Source organism: Roseateles sp. L2-2 (assembly GCF_050613215.1).
In the GTDB taxonomy this organism is placed as follows: Bacteria; Pseudomonadota; Gammaproteobacteria; order Burkholderiales; family Burkholderiaceae_C; genus Roseateles; species Roseateles noduli.
Genome location: NZ_CP192509.1, coordinates 1,823,482 through 1,843,016 on the forward strand (window position 1 = coordinate 1,823,482; position 19,535 = coordinate 1,843,016).

A 19,535-nucleotide genomic window follows, 5' to 3' on the forward strand; every position below is an offset into this window, starting at 1 on the left:
CTCAGTCCCGATGCGCCGTGATCCTGTGGATCACCGGTCCGGCCAGCAGCGGCGTCGGTTTGCCCTCGACCCAGTCCTGATGTCCCGCGCCGTAGAACGGCGACATCGGATGGCCGCTCTGTCCGCCCGGCATCGACAGCCAGCCGTGGTCCTCGCGGCCCGGCGAGACCACCATCCGCTCCGACTGTCCGAACGCAGGGCCGGCGACGTGCGGCAGGTTGCTGTCGCCGCTCTGCGGCACCGACGGCATGTCCAGCCAGCGCGACAGCGCCGGAATCGCCTTGGCCAGCGGGTGCTGGATGCGGCTCGCGTTCTGCGCGCCCCAGGTGGCGCCGCCGAGGTTGCCGTCCGGCGCGACCTCGCGTGCCGCGTCGTCCATCTGCGCCAGCAGCAGCGCGTCCCAGCTCGGGAAGGGCGCCGGCAGCAGGTGCGGCGGACGCTCGTCGACGGCGCGCGCGGCGCTGTATTCGAACTGGTTGCGCCAGCGGATGCGCCGCTTCGGATCGAGCTGCCGTTCGCCGAGCGAGGGCAGCGTCCACGCGTCCCACAAGGTGTCCAGCACGCGCAGCCGCGTCTGACGGACGAGGCGGTAGGCGGCTGAATCCGCGTCGGCCCGGCCGTTCCAGTTCTCCAGCAGCTGGACGAAGGCCTTGTGCGTCGGATTCGCGCCGGCATCGGTGCGCGCGGCCGCCAGGAGGCGCGTCGCCCAGGTCTTCATGAAGCGCGCCTCGTCGTCCTGGTGGATGGCGCCGACGGAGGCTTCGTCGTGCTTGTCGGTGGCCGTGAGCCGGTCGCGGATCTGCTGCGCGCGGGCGCCCAGGTCGAAGCCGCCGTCGCCGAGCAGCTCGCCCGGCGCGCCGTCGAGCTGGCGGTTGTTGGCGGTCCACAGCTGGCCCTGCGCGGGCGACAGCACCTGCGGCGCGCGGTCGGGCGCCAGCCAGTCGCGCCGCATCGCCGTCGGCGCGACGAAGCGGCCGTAGCGCTCGGGCAGGCCGGGCTGCGCCCACAGGCGGCCGGCGACGGTCCAGCCGATCTGGCCGTCGCGGTCGGCGGCGAGCAGGTTCTGGTGCGGCATTCCGGCGCGCTGCGCCAGCGCCAGCGCGTCGCTGACATGGCGCACCTGCAGCATGCGGTCGAGTTCGAGGTTGTAGGCCGCGCCCTGGTGCGCGATCCAGCTCAGGGCGAAGCGGCGGCCGTCCTCGGCGGTCACGATGGGGGCGTCGCCGATCTCGCTCACCTCGAAGGTGACTGCGGGACCGCCGTGGACGTCGATCGTTTCGGTGCGCGTCGTGACCTTCGCATCGGCGGGCACCTCGATCCAGTCGAACCATTGCCCGTAGGCGTTGGTGAACCCCCAGGCGACCGCGCCGTTGGAACCCACGACCAGGGCGGGCAGCCCCGGCAAGGTCACGCCGGCGGCGCGCAGGCCCGAGGGCCCGGCGCCGATCTGGAACTGTGCGCGGTACCAGATGCTCGGCACGCCGAGGCCCAGGTGCATGTCGTCGGCCAGGATCGCGCCGCCGTGTGTCGACCGGGAGCCGGCCACGGCCCAGCTGTTGCTGCCCAGGACCGGCAGATCGCTGTCGGCACGCGCGCTGGCGAGCAGGGGCGCGCGGGCACTTGCCGGCGCGCTCGCGGGCGCGCTTGCGGGCGCGCTTGCGGCACTGCCTGTAGGACCGCTGGCCGGACCACTGGCTGAATTGGCCGGCGGGCGGGCCCGGCTCACGTCGAGCTGCTCCGGCGTCGGCATCGTCGGCGCTGGCATCTGGCTGCCGTCGAGCGCCGCGTCCCAGCGGCCGCCGCGCGGGCTGAGCCAATCGAAGACGGCGTCGCCGGCGTGTTCGCGCAAGGTCGCGCGCTCGAAGCCCGCCTCGAAGCTGCCGGACTGCAGCATGAAGTACATCTCCGAGATCACCAGCAGCGAGTCGACCGGCGACCAGTCCTGCGGCTTGGCGCGCAGGAGCAGGTATTGCCAGGGACGCATCGGCAGCCCGTGCAGGCCGGCGTTGACGCCTTCCGTATAGGCGAGCAGCAGCAGCCGGTCCTCGCCCGAGAGCCCTTCGAAGCGCTCGGTCAGCCGCGCGCGCAGCCGGTGCACGCGACGCGAGCGGTCGCGGTCCAGCGCCTTGGCGCCGAACAGCGCCGAAAGTTCCCCGGCGGCGGAGCGGCGCGTCAGGTCCATCTCGAAGAACCGTTCCTGCGCATGCGCGAAGCCGAGCCCGCGCGCGACATCCAGCCGCGTGCGCCCTTCGACGACCAGCGTGCCCAGCGCATCGCGGCCCAGACTCACGGGCGCGCTCAGGCCGGGGATCCCGGCGTCGCCGTCCAGCTGCGGCAGGCTGGCGCGCACGCAGGCCCAGGCCGCGATCGCCAGCGCGACCACCAGGAACGGCAGCCCGACCAGGCCCCGCACCGTCCAGCGCCGCAGCGCGCTCTTTCCACTCATGTGCTCTCCTGATCCGGGTCCGGTCGACCGGGTCTCGATTTCCGGGGCGCGATTGTGCGTGCGCGCTGCAACAGCTTTGCTACAGAGCTTCCCTAGAATCCCGCGCCATGCCCCGAGACGACCGCGACCTTACCAAGCCTGCCGATGCCGTGCCGGCGTTGCCTTCCCGCCGCCGCTGGCTGACCGCCGCCGGCGCGCTGGGCCTGAGTGCGCTGAGCGCGTGTTCCACGATCACGCCGAGCTCGCCGCCACCGCCGGTCGTGACAACACCCGACCCCGAACTGCCGACGCCGGTCACGCCCAAGCCGATCCCCAAGCCCCCGCGCGTGGGCCTGGCGCTGGGCGGCGGCGCGGCGCGCGGGTTTGCGCACATCGGCGTGATCCAGGTGCTGGAAGAGAACGGCCTCAAGGTCGATCTGGTCTGCGGTACCTCGGCCGGCAGCCTCGTCGGCGCGCTGTATGCGGCGGGCCGGACCGGCAAGGAGCTGCAGACGGTCGCCGAGGCGATGGACGAAGGCGCCATCACCGACTGGACCTTCCCGATGCGCGGCCTGATCCGCGGGGAGGCGCTGGCGCGCTACGTGCGCCAGATGACGGGCGGACGCGGGCTGGAGCAGCTGCCGCTGCCGCTGGGCATCGTCGCGACGGACCTGGGCGACGGCTCGCCCATCCTGTTCCGTCAGGGCGACGTGGGCACCGCGGTGCGTGCGTCGAGCGCGGTGCCGGCGGTGTTCCAGCCGGTCAAGATCGGCAATCGCGAGTACGTGGACGGCGGCCTGGTCGCGCCGGTCCCGGTGCGTTTCGCCAAGCAGATGGGCGCCGAGTTCGTCATCGCCGTCGACATCGGCGAACCGCCCGATCCCAAGATCCCCGGCGACGCGATGCGCATGCTGCTGCAGACCTTCTCGATCATGGGCAAGTCGATCAACCAGTACGAGCTGCAGGGCGCCGACGTGGTGCTGCGGCCCAAGCTGGACGGCTTCAGCGGCTCGGACTTCACCACGCGCCGCCGCGCCATCGCGCTCGGGCGCGAGGTGGCGACGGCGATGCTGCCGGAAATCAGGAAGAAGATCGCGGCGAAGACGCGCTGAGGGCGTCGATCACGGCGAAGGAAGCGGCCGGGGCGGCGGGCGTTGTCGCGTCATCACGAACTCCTTCACGACGGGCAGCGGGGGATCCCGCAGATCCGACTCGTGGAACGGGCGTCCCCCGCCTGGCGGCCGCAACCGCGTGGTGATGGTGACGACGGCGCTTTCGCTGGCGGTCCACTTGTCGTCGTTCCAATGAACCCATTCCTTGCGCGGATCGAGGTCGAACATCGCCAGCGCGTGGTGCGCAGGCCAGCCCGGCGCCTGGAAGAAGCGCAGCACGCCGTCTTCGACGCGGATCGCGAGCACGCCCCGGCCCTTCTTGTCCAGGATCCACCTGCGCGACGCGGTCTGGGCCTTGTGGAAGTCGCGGATGAAGAGGGGCAGCGTGCCCGCGGCGTTCAGGGCGGCTTCCCGCGACCATCCTTCCGGTGGCGCGCTGTAAGACGCCTCGCGCCAGTTCCCGGTGAGGCCCTCGATCGCCAGTTTGGCACCTGATCGTTCGGGTCGGGGCACTTGCAGGCGCACGATCCAGGTCGGGCGTTGCGCGGCGGTCCAGCCACCGAGCGGGATCTTGAAGACGCGCTCGATCGAGCCGTTCGCAAGATCGATCCTGGGCCCCGGCGCGTCCGGATCCTTCTCGCGGACGACGATCTCCGGCGAGGAGCACCAATGGGCCGGATCGGCATACCCGGAAATGCCGATGCGCCGGGACAGCGGGTGCCCGCAGACGAGCGGCTTGAGCGGCATGGCGCCCGACTCGCGGTGCTGCCCCGGCTTCAGGCAGACGACGCCGTCCAGCGATTTGCACATCACGTCGCCGCGCGGATTGGTGGCCAGCACGACGGGGTAACCCAATGGCTTGTAGTTGGCCCACTTGGCGAACAGGTTGGCATGGGCGATGTTGCACCAGTGATCCACGGTCTGGTAGGCCGGCTGAGGCTCGCCCCATGCCGGCCGGACCTGCAGGGATCCGCAATCGATGGGGCGGGCCTTGGCGGGGTCGGGCACGGCGATGCTGCAGCGCAGCCCGTCCTCGCTGTAGCAGCTCACGTCGCCACCGGCGGTCAGGCGGTAGTGCAGGCCGCCGAAAGGACGCCAGTCCGTCGGCGCAAGCGCGCCGGACTCGATGCCGGACGTGTCGACGGTCGGGTTCCGGGTCGGCTCGACGTCCGTGGAGAAGGCCCACGCCGCGGCGGCGCCGGCGGCGAGCATCAGCGCCGCGCCGAGGGCGGACCGGACAGTGGCAGTGAAAAGGGACAAGGGCATCGATCGAGCACCAACTGACAAGGAGTCCGGTCAGTCGCCAACGCGTGTGTGCCTGCATGACAACCCTGTCCGCGCGGCCTCGTCGAAGTCTCTCCGGGCTGTCTGCGGGCGGCGTCGTGGCGCCCCGGACTCAAAGCCGTTCGCCGCGCGCGCTCGCTTCGATCAGCTTGTCCAGCCGCGCGAGCTGCGTCTCCGGCTTCTTCGCGCTGAGGATGTGCCAGATGCTGGTGCGACGGTAGCCGTCGGGCTGCGCCTGGAAGAACGCCCAGGCCTTCGCGTCGCGCATGAAGATGACCTCGTGCGACGGCGTGAGTTCGACGAGTTCCTTCGGCTGCTCGAACGCGTAGACGCGCGAGCGTTCTTCCTGCCGGCGCTCGAAGGCCGCCAGACCGGCGGGCTTCATCCGGCCTTCCTGGATCAGCGCTTCGGCGCGGCCGATGTTGACGGCGCTCCAGATCGACACGGCCTTGCGCGGCGTGAAGCGGATCTTGTAGCGCTTGTCGTCGATGCGGGTGCGCACGCCGTCGATCCAGCCGTGGCACAGGGCCTCGTCGACCGACTCCGGCCAGGCCAGGCTGGGCTCGCCGGTGGCGCGCTTGTGGAAGCCGACCAGGACCTCGGTGGCCGTGGCGGCGTGTTCGTCGAGCCAGGCGCGGAACGCCTCGGCGTTGGCGAAGAAGATCGGGGTGCGGGTGGCCATGAGGCCGCAGTATGCCCGGCGCTTTCTTACCCCCTCTCCCGCACTGCGGGAGAGGGCGGGGGTGAGGGCCAGCGGCCTTCGCAGTCAGTTCACCTTGAACACCGAGACGACTTCCGACAGCCGCTGCGCCTGCTCGCGCAGCGAGCCCGAGGCGGCGCTCGATTCCTCGACCAGCGCCGCGTTCTGCTGTGTCATCTGGTCCAGGTTGGCGACGGCCTGGTTCACCTGGGAGATGCCGTCGCGCTGCTCGGTCGCGGCGGCGGAGATCTCGCCCATCAGGTCGGTGACGCGGCGCACGCCGTGGACGATCTCGTCCATCGTGCGGCCGGCCTCGGCGACGTCCGACGAACCGGCCTCGACCGTTTCCACCGACCGGTTGATCAGCGTCTTGATCTCCTTGGCCGCCTCGGCGCTGCGCTGCGCCAGCGTGCGGACCTCCGACGCGACGACGGCGAAGCCCTTGCCGTGCTCGCCGGCGCGCGCCGCCTCGACGGCGGCATTCAAGGCGAGGATGTTGGTCTGGAACGCGATGCCGTCGATGGTGCCGATGATGTCGGCGATGCGGGTCGAGGACGCGCTGATCTCCTGCATGCGCGCGACCACCTGCCCGACGACCTTGCCGCCGCGAGCGGCCGTCTCGGCGGCGCTGCCGGCCAGCTGGTTGGCCTGGCGGGCGGTGTCGGCGGACTGGCCGACCGCGCTGGTCAGCTGTTCCATGCTGGACGCGGTCTCTTCGAGGTTGGCCGCCGTCTGTTCCGTGCGCGCCGACAGGTCCTGGTTGCCGACGGCGATCTGCGAGGACGCGCTCGACACCGACTCGACGCCGTTGCGCACCTGCGCCACCACCGTCTGCAGCTGGCCGACCATGCGCATCAGCGCGGTCTGCAGCTGGGCGACCTCGTCGCGACCGTGCACGCGCAGCGTGCGGGTCAGGTCGCCCGCCGCGACCGCTTCGGCGATCTCGACCGAGGCGGCCAGCGGCCGCGTGATCTTGCGGGTGATGACGAAGCCCAGCGACGCGCCGATGGCGACGGCCAGCAGCGTCATGCCGATGATCATCCAGCGGCTGCGGTCATAGATCTGATCGCCCAGGGCGTCCGCCGCGGCGGCGCCGACGGTGTTGATCTCCACCAGCTCGTCCACGGCCTTGCCCATCGCCTCGTAGGTCGGGAGGCTGTCGACGGCGAGCAGCTTCCTGGCCGTCTCGTCATCGCCCTGGACGGCTGCCTCGACCAGCTTGACGTTGTCGCGGTCGTAGTTCGCCCACAGGGCGCGGATCTGCCGCAGCTTCTCGCCCTCGGCGGGCGAGGAGACCATCGGCTCATAGGCCTTCAGCCGGTCCTCGATGGCCTTGCGGCCCGCCGCGAGCTTCTCGGCATAGCTGGCGCGCGCATTGCCCTCGGTCAGCAGCAGCCGGTACTCCCGGGTGCGCAGTCGGGTGACCTCCTGGTTGATCGACTGCGCCGCGCGGGACGACGGCAGCCAGTTCGACGCCATGTCGCTGGCGGTGTCGTTGACGCGTCCCAGTTGGAACAGCGCCAGCACGCCGAGCAGGGCAGTGATCAGGAGTACGCAGAAAAAGGCCAGGCTGAGCTTGGCGCCCACGGACAGGCGGTCGAGCATGAGGATCTCTTTGCAGGTGAGGAACCCGCAAGAATGGCGCGGGCATGCCGTTTGCACCTATTTTCGTACGTGTACGGAACTGGTAATCATCGTCTTCTCCAGGGTTCGTGACTATTTAACGTGGCCCCTGGTATGAGATAACGTACACCGACAATAACCTTTTGAGGCAGGAACCGCCGTGCGAAACACCGATCAGGACTCCGACCGAGAGCGGCCCCGGCTGCGCCGCGGACCCGCCGAAATGGCCGCGCTCAAGCGCGAGATGCTGGAGCGCGCACGCAAGATCTACCGCGACGAGGGCGTCGAGGCCCTCAGCATGCGGCGGCTGGCGCAGGAACTGGGCATCTCCACGATGGCCATCTACAGCTACTTCGAGAGCAAGAAGGCGCTGCTGGACGGCCTGTGGATCGAGGTCTTCGAGTCGCTGACGGACGAGCTGCTCGACGCCTCCAAGGACCAGCGCGGACCGCGCAAGGTGCTGGAGGCGCACACCCGCTGCCTGCTCGACTTCTGGGAGCGGCATCCGGAGCAGTTCCGCATGATCTACATGTCGCTGACGCAGACCGGCACGCTGGACGAGATCGGCCAGGCGCAGCAGCCCGTCTACAACCGGCTGCTCGGCCTGATGCGGGAGCGCGTCGCGGCCTGCGCGCCGGCCGGCTTCGAGCCCGGCGAGCAGGCGATCCGGTCGATGTGCGACCAGATGTCGGTACGCACCATGGGCTTCATGATGATGACGATCGGGCTGCCGCGGTATCCGCTGTACGACCGCGAGGCCCTGCGCGAGTTCACCGTGCAGGGCGTGCTGCGCGACGTGGCGGACCAGTACGCGCAGTTCGCGGCCGAGCCCCGGACGGCGGCCGGGGCCGCGGGCCTCGCGTCGTCCGACGCGTCGTCGACGGCGGCGGACTGAGGCCTTCGCCGCTCACGCGGCGATGACGCGGCGCCAGCGCGCCCGTCACGCTGGCATCCGGGCGATTGCCGGAGCACCGTCCCGGTGCCCGTGACACCGAACGGGGCGCTCCGGACGAAAAAAAAGCCCAGCTTGCGCTGGGCTTTGAAGGGCACTTGGGAAGCTTGACTTCCTTGGGTACCGAGGAGACAACCGATACGGCAACTTGCTCGCTCAGGCCGTGGCGCGCTTGGCGCTGCGGGCGGCGGTCTGGGTCGCCTTCACCGCCGTGCTGGTCACGGCGTTGAAATTGGATTCCGCGATGTCGGTGGCTTGCTTGGCGGCCTTGTGCAGGCTTTCGTAAGCGTTGTTGGCCGCGGCCACCGCCGACTTCACCAAAGCAACAGCATTTTCCGTGCCAGCCGGCGCGTTCTTGGTGGCGTTGTCGACGACGGCGCCGAACTTGACTTGCGCGTCGGCGACCTGCGACTCGGCCAGCTTGACAAACTCGGAGGAGGTCGAGGTGGCGATGTCGTACAGGTGACGGCTGTAGGCGACGGCCTTTTCAGCCGACGGTTGCAGCAGCGCGGTCTGCAGGGCCCACAGTTCCTGCGGGTCCTTGACGGTGATGGCTTGCTGGGCGGTCTCGGCGGCTTCGCCGAGCGCGGTCTTGGCGACTTGCAGGTTCAGCTCGACGAGCTTTTCGTAGCCTTCGAAGGCCTTGGCGGTCAGGCCGAACCACGAGGCTTGCAGGTTCTTCTGTTGGTCGAGCACTTGGTCAGCAGTCAGCATGCGAAATCTCCTTGAGGAATGAGGTCAGCCGGGGACAACGCGGCGGGCTGAGCGCCGTCGCCACACATTTGTTGCGGTGCAGCATGGAGTCAGTATAGGACCCCGGACGATGATTGCAAGCACTTTTTGTGCATCGCAGCAAAGTTCGGGTTCAGCCCTCTCAGGGCCCTCTCCGTTGCCCTCTCCGTGGTCCTCTGAGAACCCCCTTTGAAGGGCCCCCGGCCAGCGTTGAGGCGGGTTCGCCGACGCTCTGCTAGCGTGCCACCATGCTCGCCTTCCATTACGACCATTTGACGCTGGCGCTTCCGCCAGGACATCGATTCCCGCAGTCCAAGTACCAGATGCTGCGGGAGCGGGTGGAGCGGGCCCCGGGCGTGATGCGCCCCCAGGTGGCGGAGGCCGCCGGGCCGGAGGCGCTGGCGCTGGTCCACACGCCGGACTACATCGACGCCGTTCTCCACGGCACGCTGAGCGCGGCGGCGCAGCGCGAGATCGGCTTCCCCTGGGCGCCGGGACTGCCGCGACGCTCGATGTGCTCGGTCGGCGCCACCATCGCCGCGGCCCGCGCCGCCCTGGAAGAGGGCGTCGCCGCCAGCCTGGCGGGCGGCACGCACCACGCGTATGCGGACAAGGGCAGCGGGTTCTGCGTCTTCAACGATGTCGCGGTCGCGGCGCGGCTGATGCAGGCCGAATGGCATCGCGCGCATCCGGAGCGTCCGGGGTTGCGCGTGCTGGTGGTCGATCTGGACGTCCACCAGGGCAACGGCACGGCCAGCATCTTCCAGGACGACGACAGCGTGTTCACGCTCTCGATCCACGGCGAGAAGAACTTTCCGTTCCGCAAGGAGGCCAGCGACCTGGATGTCGGTCTGCCCGACGCGTGCGGCGACGCGGCCTACCTCGCGGCGCTGGAGGACGCGCTCGCCGAGGTGTGGCGGCGGATGGCGGAGCGGCCGCCGCAGCTCGCCTTCTACCTCGCCGGTGCCGATCCGCACGAGGGCGACCGGCTCGGTCGCCTGAAGCTCAGCGCGGACGGGCTGCTGCGCCGCGACCGGATCGTGCTGGATGCGCTGTTCGAACGCCGCATCCCGGTCGCCCTGAGCATGGCCGGCGGCTACGGCGAGGACCTGAGCGTCACCGTCGACGTGCAGATGCGGACGCTGGAGGCCGCAGCGCGTGCCTGGGGGCGTTGGAGAACGCACTGAATCGGATTTCATATCGGAGTCCGCCCCGTGTTTCATGTCCCGACCGATGTTCCTGCTTTCCATGTCTGCGCTTCGCACGTCGCGACAGCGCCGGCCGCCTTGCCAACGATCTCCGAGGAGCAGAAGAACAGGATGATCGTCGAGGCCGGCAACCTCAAGCGGACCTGGACCGACCAGCCGCTGACATGGCCCAGGGACTACAAGGCCATCGCCACGCCGTTCGTGCTTGCCGACGCGAAGCCGCTCCCTGAGCACCACCACCCCTTCCCGCGCTTCGGCTGGGTGCTCGAAGGCGAACTCAAGGTCGTGCAGGTCCGGACGGGACGTGAACGCGTGTTCGGACCGGGTGACTTGATCGTCGAATCGATCGGCGAACGGCACTACGGCGTCAAGGTCGGTGCCGAACCGGTGGTGCTGCACCTGCTCGACATCGTGCCGCGCGATTGGCAGGGCGGGAATACGGTCCTGGACCCGCTCCAGTAGCCCGCGCGACACCTGACCCTGCGCGGCGGTGGAAGAATCGGCGCCATGACCGACGACTCCACCGCCAAGCCCGTCGAGGCGCGCCCGGCCCCAGAGCCGCGCGAGGCCTTCGCCCGCTTCCTGCCCGTGCCGACGCGCTGGATGGACAACGACCTCTACGGCCATCTGAACAACGTCGTCTACTACAGCCTGTTCGACACGGCGGTGAACCGCTACCTGATCGAGCAGGGCGCGCTGGACCTCCACCACGGCAAGGTCATCGGCCTGGTCATCGAGACGCACTGCAACTTCTTCGCGTCGCTGGCCTTCCCGCAGCAGGTCGAGGCCGGCCTGCGGGTCGCGAAGCGCGGCCGCTCCAGCGTCCGCTACGAGATCGGCCTGTTCGCCGAAGGCGAGCCGCTGTGCGCGGCGCGCGGACACTTCGTCCATGTCTACGTCGATCGCGCCTCGCGCCGCCCGGTGGCGCAACTGCCCGAGTCCTATGTGAAAGCGCTCGCCGCGCTGGAGATGCCATGACCTTGCCCGCGTCCTTCCCGGATCCCTTTGTCTCCCCGACGCCGGAGCAGTCCGCCGCCGTCGAGGCCGCGATCGTCACGCGGCATTCGATGCGGGCCTTCCTGCCGACGCCGGTGCCGCGTGCGTTGATCGAGGAGCTGCTCGCGGTCGCCGCGCGCGCGCCGTCGGGCACCAACACGCAGCCCTGGCAGGTCCACGTGCTGACCGGTGCGGCCAAGGACCGGCTGGTCGCGCGCATCCAGTCGGCCTATGACGATCCCGAGGAGCTCGCCACCCACGGCGAGGAGTACGCCTACTACCCGCGCGAGTGGGTGTCGCCCTACATCGACCGCCGCCGCAAGGTCGGCTGGGACCTGTACGGCCTGCTGGGCATCACCAAGGGCGACAAGCTGCGCATGCACGAGCAGCACGGCCGCAACTACCGATTCTTCGACGCGCCGGTGGGCCTGATGTTCACCATCGACCGCGTGATGCAGCAGGGCAGCTGGCTGGACTACGGCATGTTCCTGCAGAACCTGATGGTCGCCGCGCGCGGCCGCGGCCTGCACACCTGCCCGCAGGCGGCGTTCACGCAGTTCCACCGCGTGATCGCCGAGGAACTCGGCCTGTCGCCGCAGCAGCAGCTGGTCTGCGGCATGTCGCTGGGCTACGCGGATCCCGACGCGGTCGAGAACACGCTGGTCACCGAGCGCGACGCGGTCGCCTCCTTCACCCGCTTCTTGGAGTGACACGCCGGGGCTGATTTCCCGCAGCAGTGGGCGATCCTCGTGCGGCCGCCCGGAGCGGCCGGCCTACAGTCGACGCTTCCCTGCAAGGAGATGCGTCCATGAGCAAGCCCAGCGTCCTGGTGGCCCGCAAGACCTTCGACGACATCGTCGACCGGCTGCGTCCGCACTTCGAAGTCGAGACCAACGACAGCGACACCGGCTGGTCGCAGGACGAGCTGATCCGCCGCCTGCAGGGCAAGGCCGGCGCGTACATCGCCGGCGGCGACAAGATCGACGCGACGCTGCTCGACGCCTGTCCGGACTTGAAGGCCGTCTGCACGATGGCGGTGGGCTACAACAACATCGACGTGCCGGCCTGCACCGCGCGCGGTGTCGTGGTGACGAACGCGCCGGATGTGCTGACCGAAACCACGGCCGACTTCGGCTTCGCGCTGATGATGGCCACCGCGCGCCGCATCACCGAGAGCGAACACTTCCTGCGCCGCGGCGAATGGAAGCAGTGGTCGGTGACGATGTTCGCCGGCGCCGACATCCACGGCGCCACGCTGGGCGTGCTCGGCATGGGCCGCATCGGCGCGGCGATCGCCAGGCGCGGCCACCTCGGCTTCGGCATGCCGGTGATCTATCACAACCGCTCGAGGCTGCCGGCCGACCAGGAAGGTCCGCTGGGCGCGCAATGGGTGGAGAAGGACGAGCTGCTGCGGCGCGCCGACCACCTGGTCATCGTCGTGCCGTACAGCGCGTCCTCGCACCACCTGATCGGGCAGCGCGAGCTGCGCCTGATGAAGAAGACCGCGACGCTGACCAACATCGCGCGCGGCGGGGTCGTCGACGACGCGGCGCTGGCCGCGGAGCTGCGGGCCGGCACCATCGCCGCCGCGGGCCTGGACGTGTTCGAGGGCGAACCGACGGTGCACCCGGACCTGCTCGCCTGCACGAACGTCGTGCTGACGCCCCACATCGCCAGCGCCACGATCGCGACGCGTCGCGCGATGAGCGACCTGGCCGTGGACAACCTGATCGCCGCGCTGACCGGCGGCGTGCCCCCGACGGCCTTGAATGCCGAGGTGCTCAAGCGCTGAGAGAATCGGACGCATGTCCTTTCCCGACCTGCTGCAGCTGAGCCTCTCCGGGCTGATCCTGATCCTTCTCGTCGTGGTGGTCGTGGTGCTGCTCACCCGGCGACGTGCTTCGGACGGCGGCGATTCGACGGTGGTGGCGGCGGCGCTCGCGCCGCTCATGCAGCAGTCGGGCGAACGCCTTGAGCGCCTGGAACGCGCGCTGCGCGACGAGCTCAGCCGCGGCAACGCCGGGCTGCGCCAGGAGACGCTGGCGACGCTCACGCAGTTCCAGCAGGCGCTGGGCCAGCAGGCGGCACGGGCGCGGGAAGCGCAGGACGCCGCCGCGTCGCGCATGACCACGGTGCTGACCGAACAGCTGCAGGCGCTGGGGCAGCGCAACGAGGCCGGCCTGGCCGAGACGCGCCGCACCGTCGAGGCCCGGCTGCAGGCCATCCAGCAGGACAACGAGAAGAAGCTCGAGCAGATGCGGGCGACCGTCGACGAGAAGCTGCACGCCACGCTGGAACAGCGGCTGGGCGAGAGCTTCAAGCAGGTCGCCGAGCGGCTGGAGCAGGTCTACCGCGGCCTGGGCGAGATGCAGACGCTGGCGCGCGACGTCGGCTCGCTGAACCGGGTGCTGACCAACGTGAAGACGCGCGGCATCTTCGGCGAGGTGCAGCTGGCGGCCCTGCTGGAGCAGGTCTTCACGCCGGAGCAGTTCGCCTCCAACGTCGAGACGGTGCCGGGCACCGGGGCCCGCGTGGAGTTCGCGCTCAAGCTGCCGGGCCAGCGCGACGACGGCCAGCCGATCTGGCTGCCGATCGATGCGAAGTTCCCGCGCGAGGACTACGAACGTCTGCTCGACGCCCAGGAGCGCGCCGACGCGCCGGCGGCGGAGCTGGCCGGCCGCGCCATCGAGACACGGCTGCGGCTGGAAGCGAAGAGCATCCGCGAGAAATACCTCGGTCCGCCGCACACCACCGACTTCGCGCTGCTGTTCGTTCCGACCGAGGGCCTGTACGCCGAGGCGCTGCGCCGCCCCGGCCTGAGCGAGGCGCTGCAGCGCGAGCACAAGGTGATGCTGGTCGGTCCGACGACGCTGCTGGCGACGCTGTCCAGCCTGCAGATGGGCTTCCGCACGCTGGCGCTGGAGAAGCGCTCCGCCGAGGTGTGGGACGTGCTGCGCGCGGTGAAGACGGAGTTCGGCAAGTTCGGCGACGTGCTGGCCAAGACGAAGAAGAAGCTCGACGAGGCCAGCAACAACATCGAGCTCGCCGAGCGCCGCACCCGCGTCATGACCCGCGAGCTGAAGTCCGTCGAGGCGTTGCCCGAGGACGAGGCCGCGCGCGTGCTGAAGCTCGGCATCGCCGGCGCCGTGGACGCCTCGGATCCCACAGATCCCGCGAATCCGAAAAACGTCGCGGCCGACTTCGAGGACGAAGGCAGCGCCCGATGACCCACGACGCGTCGTCGGCCCGGGGCTATACCGGCTTGAACGCCGGTTTCGCGGCCGTCATCGCGTCGCTGGTCGCCGTGCATGCCTGCATGGCGACGACGCGCGTGGCGGCCACGCTGTGGGTGCTGAACCAGGGCTACGGCGGCGGCTTCGTCGGCGTGCTGCTGAGCCTGTTCGCCGTCGCGCCGCTGGGGCTGTCGCTGTGGGCCGGCCGGCTGGCCGATCGCCACGGCTTCCACAAGCCGGTGGGCATCGGCGTGGCGATGGCCTTCGCCGGCGCCGTGCTGGCGCTGATCGCGCAGGTGCTGGGATGGGTCTGGCTGCTGGCGCTGGGCTGCCTGTGCTGCGGCGGCGCCGTCGCGATCGCGGCCGTCGCGATCCAGCGCGAGGCCGGGCTGATGGCGCACGACGCCTCGCAGCTCAAGCGCGTGTTCAGCTGGGTGGCGCTCGGTCCGGCCTTGTCCAATGCCTTTGCGCCGGTGATCACCGGCATCGTCATCGACACGGCCGGCTTCACCGCCGCGCTGGTGCTGTCGACGCTGCTGCCGCTGGCGGCCGGGGCGATCGCGAAGCGCGTCCCGCGCCATCCGCCGGCGCCCGCCGCAAGCGGCGTGAAGCCGCGGCCCGCCTGGGATCTGCTGAAGGACCCGGGACTGCGCAATCTGCTGATCGTCAACGTCGCGATGTCCTCGTGCTGGGACGCCCACAGCTTCGTCGTGCCGGTGGTCGGCCACGCGAAGGGCCTGTCCGCGTCCAGCATCGGCCTGGTGCTGGGCAGCTTCGCCGCGGCGGCGACGCTGGTCCGCCTGGCCATCGTGCGCTGGGCCCATCGCATCGACGACGTGAAGGCGCTGCGCGCCGCCATGGCGGTCGCGACCTTGACGCTGCTCGTCTACGCGTGGCTGCCGGGCACGCTCGGATTGATGCTCGGGTCGGCGGTGCTGGGCCTGGCGCTCGGCGCGGTGCAGCCGATGGTGCTCGCCACCATGCACCAGGTCACGCCGCCGGACCGGCACGGTCAGGCGCTCGGGCTGCGCATGCTGGCGGCCAACGGGGCCACCGTCGCGATGCCGCTGGGCTTCGGCGTGCTCGCCGCCGCCAGCGTCGCGGCCGCGCCGCTGTGGCTGATGGCCTCGGTGCTGGTCGGCGCGCAATGGGCCGCCCGGCGGATCGAGTCTTCGCCGCGTCGCCTCCCCTGAGGCGGCCAGCCGCGCCGACCTCGCCGCTCACTGTGCACCGAAGGTCCGGCGTTCCTCACTGACGTTGAGGCGCCGCCCCATCGCGGCGCGGAACGACGGATGAGGACCATGCGCTTGAACCTGACATCGATGCGGCGGGCGACGCTGCTGCTTCCCTTCGCTTTCTGCATCGCGCTCCGGGCGGACGCCGCCGCTCCGACCAGGCCGCCCGGCCTGGTGCGCGAGTTCGCAGGGATCTCCGAATATCGCCTGGCCAACGGTCTGCAGCTGCTGCTGTTGCCCGACGAAACGATGAGCACCGCGTCGGTCGACATCGTCTATCGGGTCGGCAGCCGGCACGAGTCTGCGGGCGAGTACGGCATGGCCCACCTGCTCGAGCATCTGCTGTTCAAGGGCACGCCCACGCATCCGAAGATCTACGAGATCCTCGGGCGCCGCGGCGTTCGCGCCAACGCGCGGGCGGGGGCGGACGTCACCCGCTACATGGCGCGTTTCAACGCCGACCCGGCGACGATGGACACCGTGCTGGAGATCGAAGCTGACCGGATGGTCAACAGCCTGGTGGCCAGGTCCGACCTGGACTCGGAGATGACCGTCGTGCGCAACGAGTACGAGAGCGGCGAGAACGACTTCATGGCGGTCCTGAGGAAGCGCGTGCTCGGCGTGGCCTACGACTGGCACAACTACGGACACGCCACGATCGGTCTGAGGAGCGACATCGAGAACGTGCCGATCGAGCGCCTGAAGGCGTTCTACGGGCGCTACTACCGACCCGACAACGCGATGTTGATCGTGGGCGGACGCTTCGATCCGCAAGCGGTGCTGGCCCGGGTGACGAGCCTGTTCGGACCGCTGGAGGTGCCCGGCGATCCCCTCCCGCGGACTTACACCGTCGAACCGGCGCAGGACGGCGAGCGCAGCGTGGTCGTACGCCGCATCGGCGGCCAGCCGACGCTGATGGCGCATTACCACGCCCCTGCGACGACGCATCCCGACGCCGCGCCACTGCTGGTCCTGGAGCTGATGTTGTCGGAGGCGCCGGGAGGTCCGCTCCACCGGGAACTGATCGTGACCGGGCTGGCATCGGCCGCGGGCGCGATCGGGTTCCGCAGGGCGGAGCGCGGGGGTCTCGGGGTCGTCGCCCTCCTGCCTCCCGGCGGCGATCCGGTCGCCGTCGAGGCTCGGCTGCTGGACCTCCTCGAGGGACGTGCGGGGCCGGCGTTCGACGAGTCGCAACTCGCGCGCGTGCTTGCCGGGGCCAACGAGTGGTCTCGCGAACTGATGACAAGACCTGAGGCGCTGATCGACGAGATCGCGGACGAGGGCGCGGCCGATTGGCGTCTGCCGTTCCTGCTCATGTCGGAAGTCGCGACCGTGACGCTGGACGACATCGAGCGTGTGCGACGGACCTATCTGCGCCCCGCCAACCGGACGCTGGGCCGTTACCTGCCGACGGAGCAGGTGGAGCGCGTGGACATCCCCGATGCTGCGCCGCCGACGGTGCGCCTGGCCGGGCTGAAGGCGCCGCCGACGGTGGCGGCCGGGGAACGGTTCGATCCGACACCGGCGCTGCTGGCGACGCGCACGACGACCCGCCGGCTGCCGTCGGGCGTCGAACTCATCACCTTGGCGAAACGCACGCGCGGCGACAAGGTGGTCCTGCGGATGGATCTGCGTTGGGGCGGGCGAGAGGACACCTTCCGCCATCGCGGCTCCGACATGGTCGGGGACCTGCTCCTCGAGGGCAGCCTGACGATGCCCAGGCAGGCGTTGCAGGACAAGCTCCGCACGTTGGGGGCCCACGTCAGTCTGACGAGCGGAGATCAGGGCGCGAGCCTGGCGATCGATGTGGAACGTCCCCATCTGCTTGAAGCGCTGGCCTTGGCAGCCGACGTGATGCAACACCCGCTGCTGCCGCAAGACGCGTTCGACCGCCGGCAGGCGGAGATGATCGCCGGATTGGAGGGATCGCGACAGGAGCTGGAAACGCTGCGGCGGACCGCCGCGCGCGAGCATTACAACCATGCCCGGGGCGTGAAGCCCGGCGATCCGGATTACGCCAGGTCCCTCGATGAGGCGATCGCCGAGCTGCGGGCGACAGCCTTGGCGGACGTGGCGCATTTCCATGCGACCTACTGGTCGGCGAACGAGGCGCGCGCGTCGGTGGTGGGGGCGATCCCGGACGGCCTGGACGCTGCGATCGAGCGGCTGTTCGGTCGCTGGAAGAAGCCATCGGCGCCGGGATTCGTCCGTCACGAACCGAAGGCTGACGTCATCCCTGCGGCGCGCTTCGATGTGGTGGCGCGGGACAAGGCCGGCGCGGCGATGACGATGCGCGTGGATTTCGCGCTGTCCGAGCGCGACCCCGATTACGTGCCGTTGGCGCTGGCGACGAGGATCCTCGGCGGCTCGCCGGAGAGCCGGCTGTCCCGTCGTATCCGGGAGCAGGCGGGGCTGAGCTATGACGTCCGGGCCTGGATGTCCACGGGCGACGTCGGTGACGCCGCAGCCCTGACGGTCTCCGCGCTCTTTGCACCGCAGAACCGTGACCTGACGGTGTCGCTCGTCCGCGAGGAACTGGCCGCGATGACGCGCGACGGCATCCGGGCCGACGAACTCGCCCTCGCGAAGACCGAGCTGCTGGCCGGACGCCGGCTGGCGCTTGCCGACGACATGACCGTGGCGGACCTGCTGCTCGATCAAGCGGACCGCGGCGAAACCTGGGCGCAGGCTGCGCAGCGTGACGCGACCATCCAGGCAGCGACGATCGAGCAGGTGAATCGGTCCTGGCGTCGCAGGATCCGGCTGGACGACTTCGTGGTGACGACGGTCGGAGACTTCAAGGACCTGCGTTGACGGCGCTTCAGCCGCCCGGCGCGATGGCGACCTGCCGGCGCGCCTCCTTGTGCTTCATCGCGACGTACTCCTCCAGCGACTGCTCGTGGAGCTGGCGCGCATACCGCTCGGTGGCGGCGAACCAGTCGCGCAGACGCCGGTCCAGCCGCTGCTCGGCTGGCGCGGGCAGCGTGTCCAGGTAGGACTCGATCGCGAGGAAATAGCGCATCGTGTTGCGCTCAGCGATGCCTTGGATGCCGCCCACGTAGCGCGGCTGGCCGTCGCTCTCGCGCCCGACCACGGTGAATCCGACCTTGTCGCGGCCCGAGGTGGACAGATAGGCGCTGGTCGCGACGCGCGCGGCGAAGTTGTTCACGTAGGCATAACGCAGCCGCACGAAAGAGCGCTTCGCATCGATGGGCACCGCCTCCAGCGTCAGGCGGTAGTTGCTCGTGCCCATCGGGCCCTTGTTGGCGCTCATCTCGACCAGCAGGTACTGCGGCTGCGCCGCCAGCACCTGGAAGCGGAAGTCGAGCGCGTAGGCGTCCTCGATCGGCTGGTCGAACTTGCGGCCCACGGCCATGTGCAGCGTGGCGACCGGCGCCTGGTCGTCCTCGACCGCGCAGCGCTTGACGTTGGCCGGCAGCGTCAGCAGGTCGCACCAGGCGTCGGCGTTGCGCAGCGCGCCGGAGAGCGTGCCGAACGGATGCTGGACGACCGCGTGCATCTCCCCGGTGGGGCGCTCCGTGTCGTCGGCGGAGCTCAGCACGATGGGCTTCTGGAACGGACTGCGCGCCAGTTGCGGTGCGAGCTGGTCGTACTGGGCGCGCAGCCCGGCCCCTTGCTGCGCCGAGACTTCGGTGGCGATCAGGAGCAGCCCCAGCAGCACGGCGGCATGCGCGAGCCAGAACAGCGCGCCGTGATGGGACGACGGGTGTTTCGCATCACGGAAGAAGCGCCGTCCGAGAGGCAGCGGGGGAAGGGACGGGAAGGAACGCATGGCGAACTCCATCGCTGGCCCGAAAGCCGTTGATTCACCTTAAGAGACAAACGCCGGGGCGGTCTGTCGGACAAGGCCGCAACCCGGCGTGCGGGGGCGCTGTCGGCGGAGCCTGGACAAGCGGTTCAACACCGCGAGCGCGGTGTTGGCCAGATGAGCGTTCAACACCGCGAGTGCGGTGTTGGCTAGATGAGCGTTCAACACCGCGAGTGCGGTGTTGGACCCCTGTCGGCGTTCACCTA

The 19,535-nt window shown here is 70.0% G+C and carries 16 protein-coding genes; 10 read left to right on the forward strand and 6 right to left on the reverse strand.

The features are described 5' to 3' along the window. Position 1 precedes the first annotated feature (1 nt). A complete protein-coding gene (locus ACQZ13_RS08325; RefSeq protein ID WP_431050966.1) occupies positions 2 to 2,446 on the reverse strand; it encodes a penicillin acylase family protein in 2,445 nt (814 codons plus the stop codon). Between the two features lie 107 nt (positions 2,447 to 2,553). Between ACQZ13_RS08325 and ACQZ13_RS08330 the strand changes: the two genes are divergently transcribed. Continuing rightward, positions 2,554 to 3,537 carry a patatin-like phospholipase family protein gene (locus ACQZ13_RS08330; protein WP_431050968.1) on the forward strand — a complete coding sequence of 328 codons (984 nt, stop codon included), beginning with the start codon at positions 2,554 to 2,556 and terminating at the stop codon, positions 3,535 to 3,537. A gap of 9 nt (positions 3,538 to 3,546) precedes the next feature. On the opposite strand, the gene ACQZ13_RS08335 is transcribed toward ACQZ13_RS08330, so the two are convergent. From ACQZ13_RS08335 to ACQZ13_RS08345, 3 genes are all read right to left on the reverse strand, one after another. After that, on the reverse strand, positions 3,547 to 4,797 hold the full coding sequence (locus tag ACQZ13_RS08335; RefSeq protein WP_431050970.1) for a hypothetical protein: 1,251 nt from the start codon (positions 4,795 to 4,797) through the stop codon (positions 3,547 to 3,549). A 136-nt stretch (positions 4,798 to 4,933) separates the two neighbouring features. Then, positions 4,934 to 5,503: a YdeI/OmpD-associated family protein gene (locus tag ACQZ13_RS08340; RefSeq protein ID WP_431050972.1), complete on the reverse strand. Its 570-nt coding sequence runs from the start codon at positions 5,501 to 5,503 to the stop codon at positions 4,934 to 4,936. An 84-nt stretch (positions 5,504 to 5,587) separates the two neighbouring features. Beyond that, complete coding sequence (locus ACQZ13_RS08345; RefSeq protein ID WP_431050974.1) at positions 5,588 to 7,126, reverse strand: methyl-accepting chemotaxis protein; 1,539 nt, start codon at positions 7,124 to 7,126, stop codon at positions 5,588 to 5,590. A gap of 178 nt (positions 7,127 to 7,304) precedes the next feature. On the opposite strand from ACQZ13_RS08345, the gene ACQZ13_RS08350 reads away from it, so the two are divergent. Beyond that, positions 7,305 to 8,039: a TetR/AcrR family transcriptional regulator gene (locus ACQZ13_RS08350; RefSeq protein WP_431050976.1), complete on the forward strand. Its 735-nt coding sequence runs from the start codon at positions 7,305 to 7,307 to the stop codon at positions 8,037 to 8,039. Positions 8,040 to 8,252: 213 nt separating this feature from the next. Here the strand turns inward: ACQZ13_RS08350 and phaP are convergent, their stop codons facing one another. Continuing rightward, positions 8,253 to 8,810, reverse strand: a complete 558-nt coding sequence (phaP, locus tag ACQZ13_RS08355; RefSeq protein WP_088403355.1) for a TIGR01841 family phasin — start codon at positions 8,808 to 8,810, stop codon at positions 8,253 to 8,255. 266 nt (positions 8,811 to 9,076) lie between these two features. On the opposite strand from phaP, the gene ACQZ13_RS08360 reads away from it, so the two are divergent. From ACQZ13_RS08360 to ACQZ13_RS08395, 8 genes are all read left to right on the forward strand, one after another. Next, a complete protein-coding gene (locus ACQZ13_RS08360; protein WP_431050979.1) occupies positions 9,077 to 10,015 on the forward strand; it encodes a histone deacetylase family protein in 939 nt (312 codons plus the stop codon). Between the two features lie 132 nt (positions 10,016 to 10,147). Beyond that, a complete protein-coding gene (locus tag ACQZ13_RS08365) occupies positions 10,148 to 10,498 on the forward strand; it encodes a cupin domain-containing protein (RefSeq protein WP_431050981.1) in 351 nt (116 codons plus the stop codon). A gap of 45 nt (positions 10,499 to 10,543) precedes the next feature. Beyond that, positions 10,544 to 11,014, forward strand: coding sequence for an acyl-CoA thioesterase (locus ACQZ13_RS08370; RefSeq protein ID WP_431050983.1), 471 nt, complete (start codon positions 10,544 to 10,546; stop codon positions 11,012 to 11,014). Further along, the gene (locus ACQZ13_RS08375) at positions 11,011 to 11,742 is read left to right on the forward strand and encodes a nitroreductase (RefSeq protein ID WP_431050985.1); all 732 of its coding nucleotides are present in this window, start codon (positions 11,011 to 11,013) and stop codon (positions 11,740 to 11,742) included. The genes ACQZ13_RS08370 and ACQZ13_RS08375 overlap by 4 nt, the downstream gene beginning before the upstream one ends. Positions 11,743 to 11,840: 98 nt before the next feature. Beyond that, complete coding sequence (locus ACQZ13_RS08380) at positions 11,841 to 12,824, forward strand: 2-hydroxyacid dehydrogenase (RefSeq protein ID WP_431050987.1); 984 nt, start codon at positions 11,841 to 11,843, stop codon at positions 12,822 to 12,824. A gap of 13 nt (positions 12,825 to 12,837) precedes the next feature. Beyond that, the gene (rmuC, locus tag ACQZ13_RS08385; protein ID WP_431050989.1) at positions 12,838 to 14,259 is read left to right on the forward strand and encodes a DNA recombination protein RmuC; all 1,422 of its coding nucleotides are present in this window, start codon (positions 12,838 to 12,840) and stop codon (positions 14,257 to 14,259) included. Next, positions 14,256 to 15,458: an MFS transporter gene (locus tag ACQZ13_RS08390; RefSeq protein ID WP_431050991.1), complete on the forward strand. Its 1,203-nt coding sequence runs from the start codon at positions 14,256 to 14,258 to the stop codon at positions 15,456 to 15,458. Before rmuC ends, ACQZ13_RS08390 begins: the two co-directional genes overlap by 4 nt. 108 nt (positions 15,459 to 15,566) lie before the next feature. Continuing rightward, positions 15,567 to 18,314 (forward strand): M16 family metallopeptidase, encoded by a 2,748-nt coding sequence (locus ACQZ13_RS08395; protein ID WP_431050993.1) that lies wholly within the window; start codon positions 15,567 to 15,569, stop codon positions 18,312 to 18,314. Positions 18,315 to 18,321: 7 nt separating this feature from the next. On the opposite strand, the gene ACQZ13_RS08400 is transcribed toward ACQZ13_RS08395, so the two are convergent. Next, positions 18,322 to 19,293, reverse strand: coding sequence for a hypothetical protein (locus ACQZ13_RS08400; RefSeq protein WP_431050995.1), 972 nt, complete (start codon positions 19,291 to 19,293; stop codon positions 18,322 to 18,324). Positions 19,294 to 19,535: the final 242 nt, after the last annotated feature.

Excerpts from the sequence above, each read along its gene's own strand:
- ACQZ13_RS08395 (WP_431050993.1), top strand. The coding sequence starts at position 15,567 with ATGCGCTTGAACCTGACATCGATGCGGCGGGCGACGCTGCTGCTTCCC.
- ACQZ13_RS08370 (WP_431050983.1), top strand. The coding sequence starts at position 10,544 with ATGACCGACGACTCCACCGCCAAGCCCGTCGAGGCGCGCCCGGCCCCA.
- ACQZ13_RS08365 (WP_431050981.1), top strand. The coding sequence starts at position 10,148 with ATGATCGTCGAGGCCGGCAACCTCAAGCGGACCTGGACCGACCAGCCG.
- ACQZ13_RS08330 (WP_431050968.1), top strand. The coding sequence starts at position 2,554 with ATGCCCCGAGACGACCGCGACCTTACCAAGCCTGCCGATGCCGTGCCG.
- ACQZ13_RS08325 (WP_431050966.1), bottom strand. The coding sequence starts at position 2,446 with ATGAGTGGAAAGAGCGCGCTGCGGCGCTGGACGGTGCGGGGCCTGGTC.
- ACQZ13_RS08380 (WP_431050987.1), top strand. The coding sequence starts at position 11,841 with ATGAGCAAGCCCAGCGTCCTGGTGGCCCGCAAGACCTTCGACGACATC.
- ACQZ13_RS08375 (WP_431050985.1), top strand. The coding sequence starts at position 11,011 with ATGACCTTGCCCGCGTCCTTCCCGGATCCCTTTGTCTCCCCGACGCCG.
- ACQZ13_RS08345 (WP_431050974.1), bottom strand. The coding sequence starts at position 7,126 with ATGCTCGACCGCCTGTCCGTGGGCGCCAAGCTCAGCCTGGCCTTTTTC.
- rmuC (WP_431050989.1), top strand. The coding sequence starts at position 12,838 with ATGTCCTTTCCCGACCTGCTGCAGCTGAGCCTCTCCGGGCTGATCCTG.
- ACQZ13_RS08360 (WP_431050979.1), top strand. The coding sequence starts at position 9,077 with ATGCTCGCCTTCCATTACGACCATTTGACGCTGGCGCTTCCGCCAGGA.
- phaP (WP_088403355.1), bottom strand. The coding sequence starts at position 8,810 with ATGCTGACTGCTGACCAAGTGCTCGACCAACAGAAGAACCTGCAAGCC.
- ACQZ13_RS08340 (WP_431050972.1), bottom strand. The coding sequence starts at position 5,503 with ATGGCCACCCGCACCCCGATCTTCTTCGCCAACGCCGAGGCGTTCCGC.
- ACQZ13_RS08400 (WP_431050995.1), bottom strand. The coding sequence starts at position 19,293 with ATGCGTTCCTTCCCGTCCCTTCCCCCGCTGCCTCTCGGACGGCGCTTC.
- ACQZ13_RS08390 (WP_431050991.1), top strand. The coding sequence starts at position 14,256 with ATGACCCACGACGCGTCGTCGGCCCGGGGCTATACCGGCTTGAACGCC.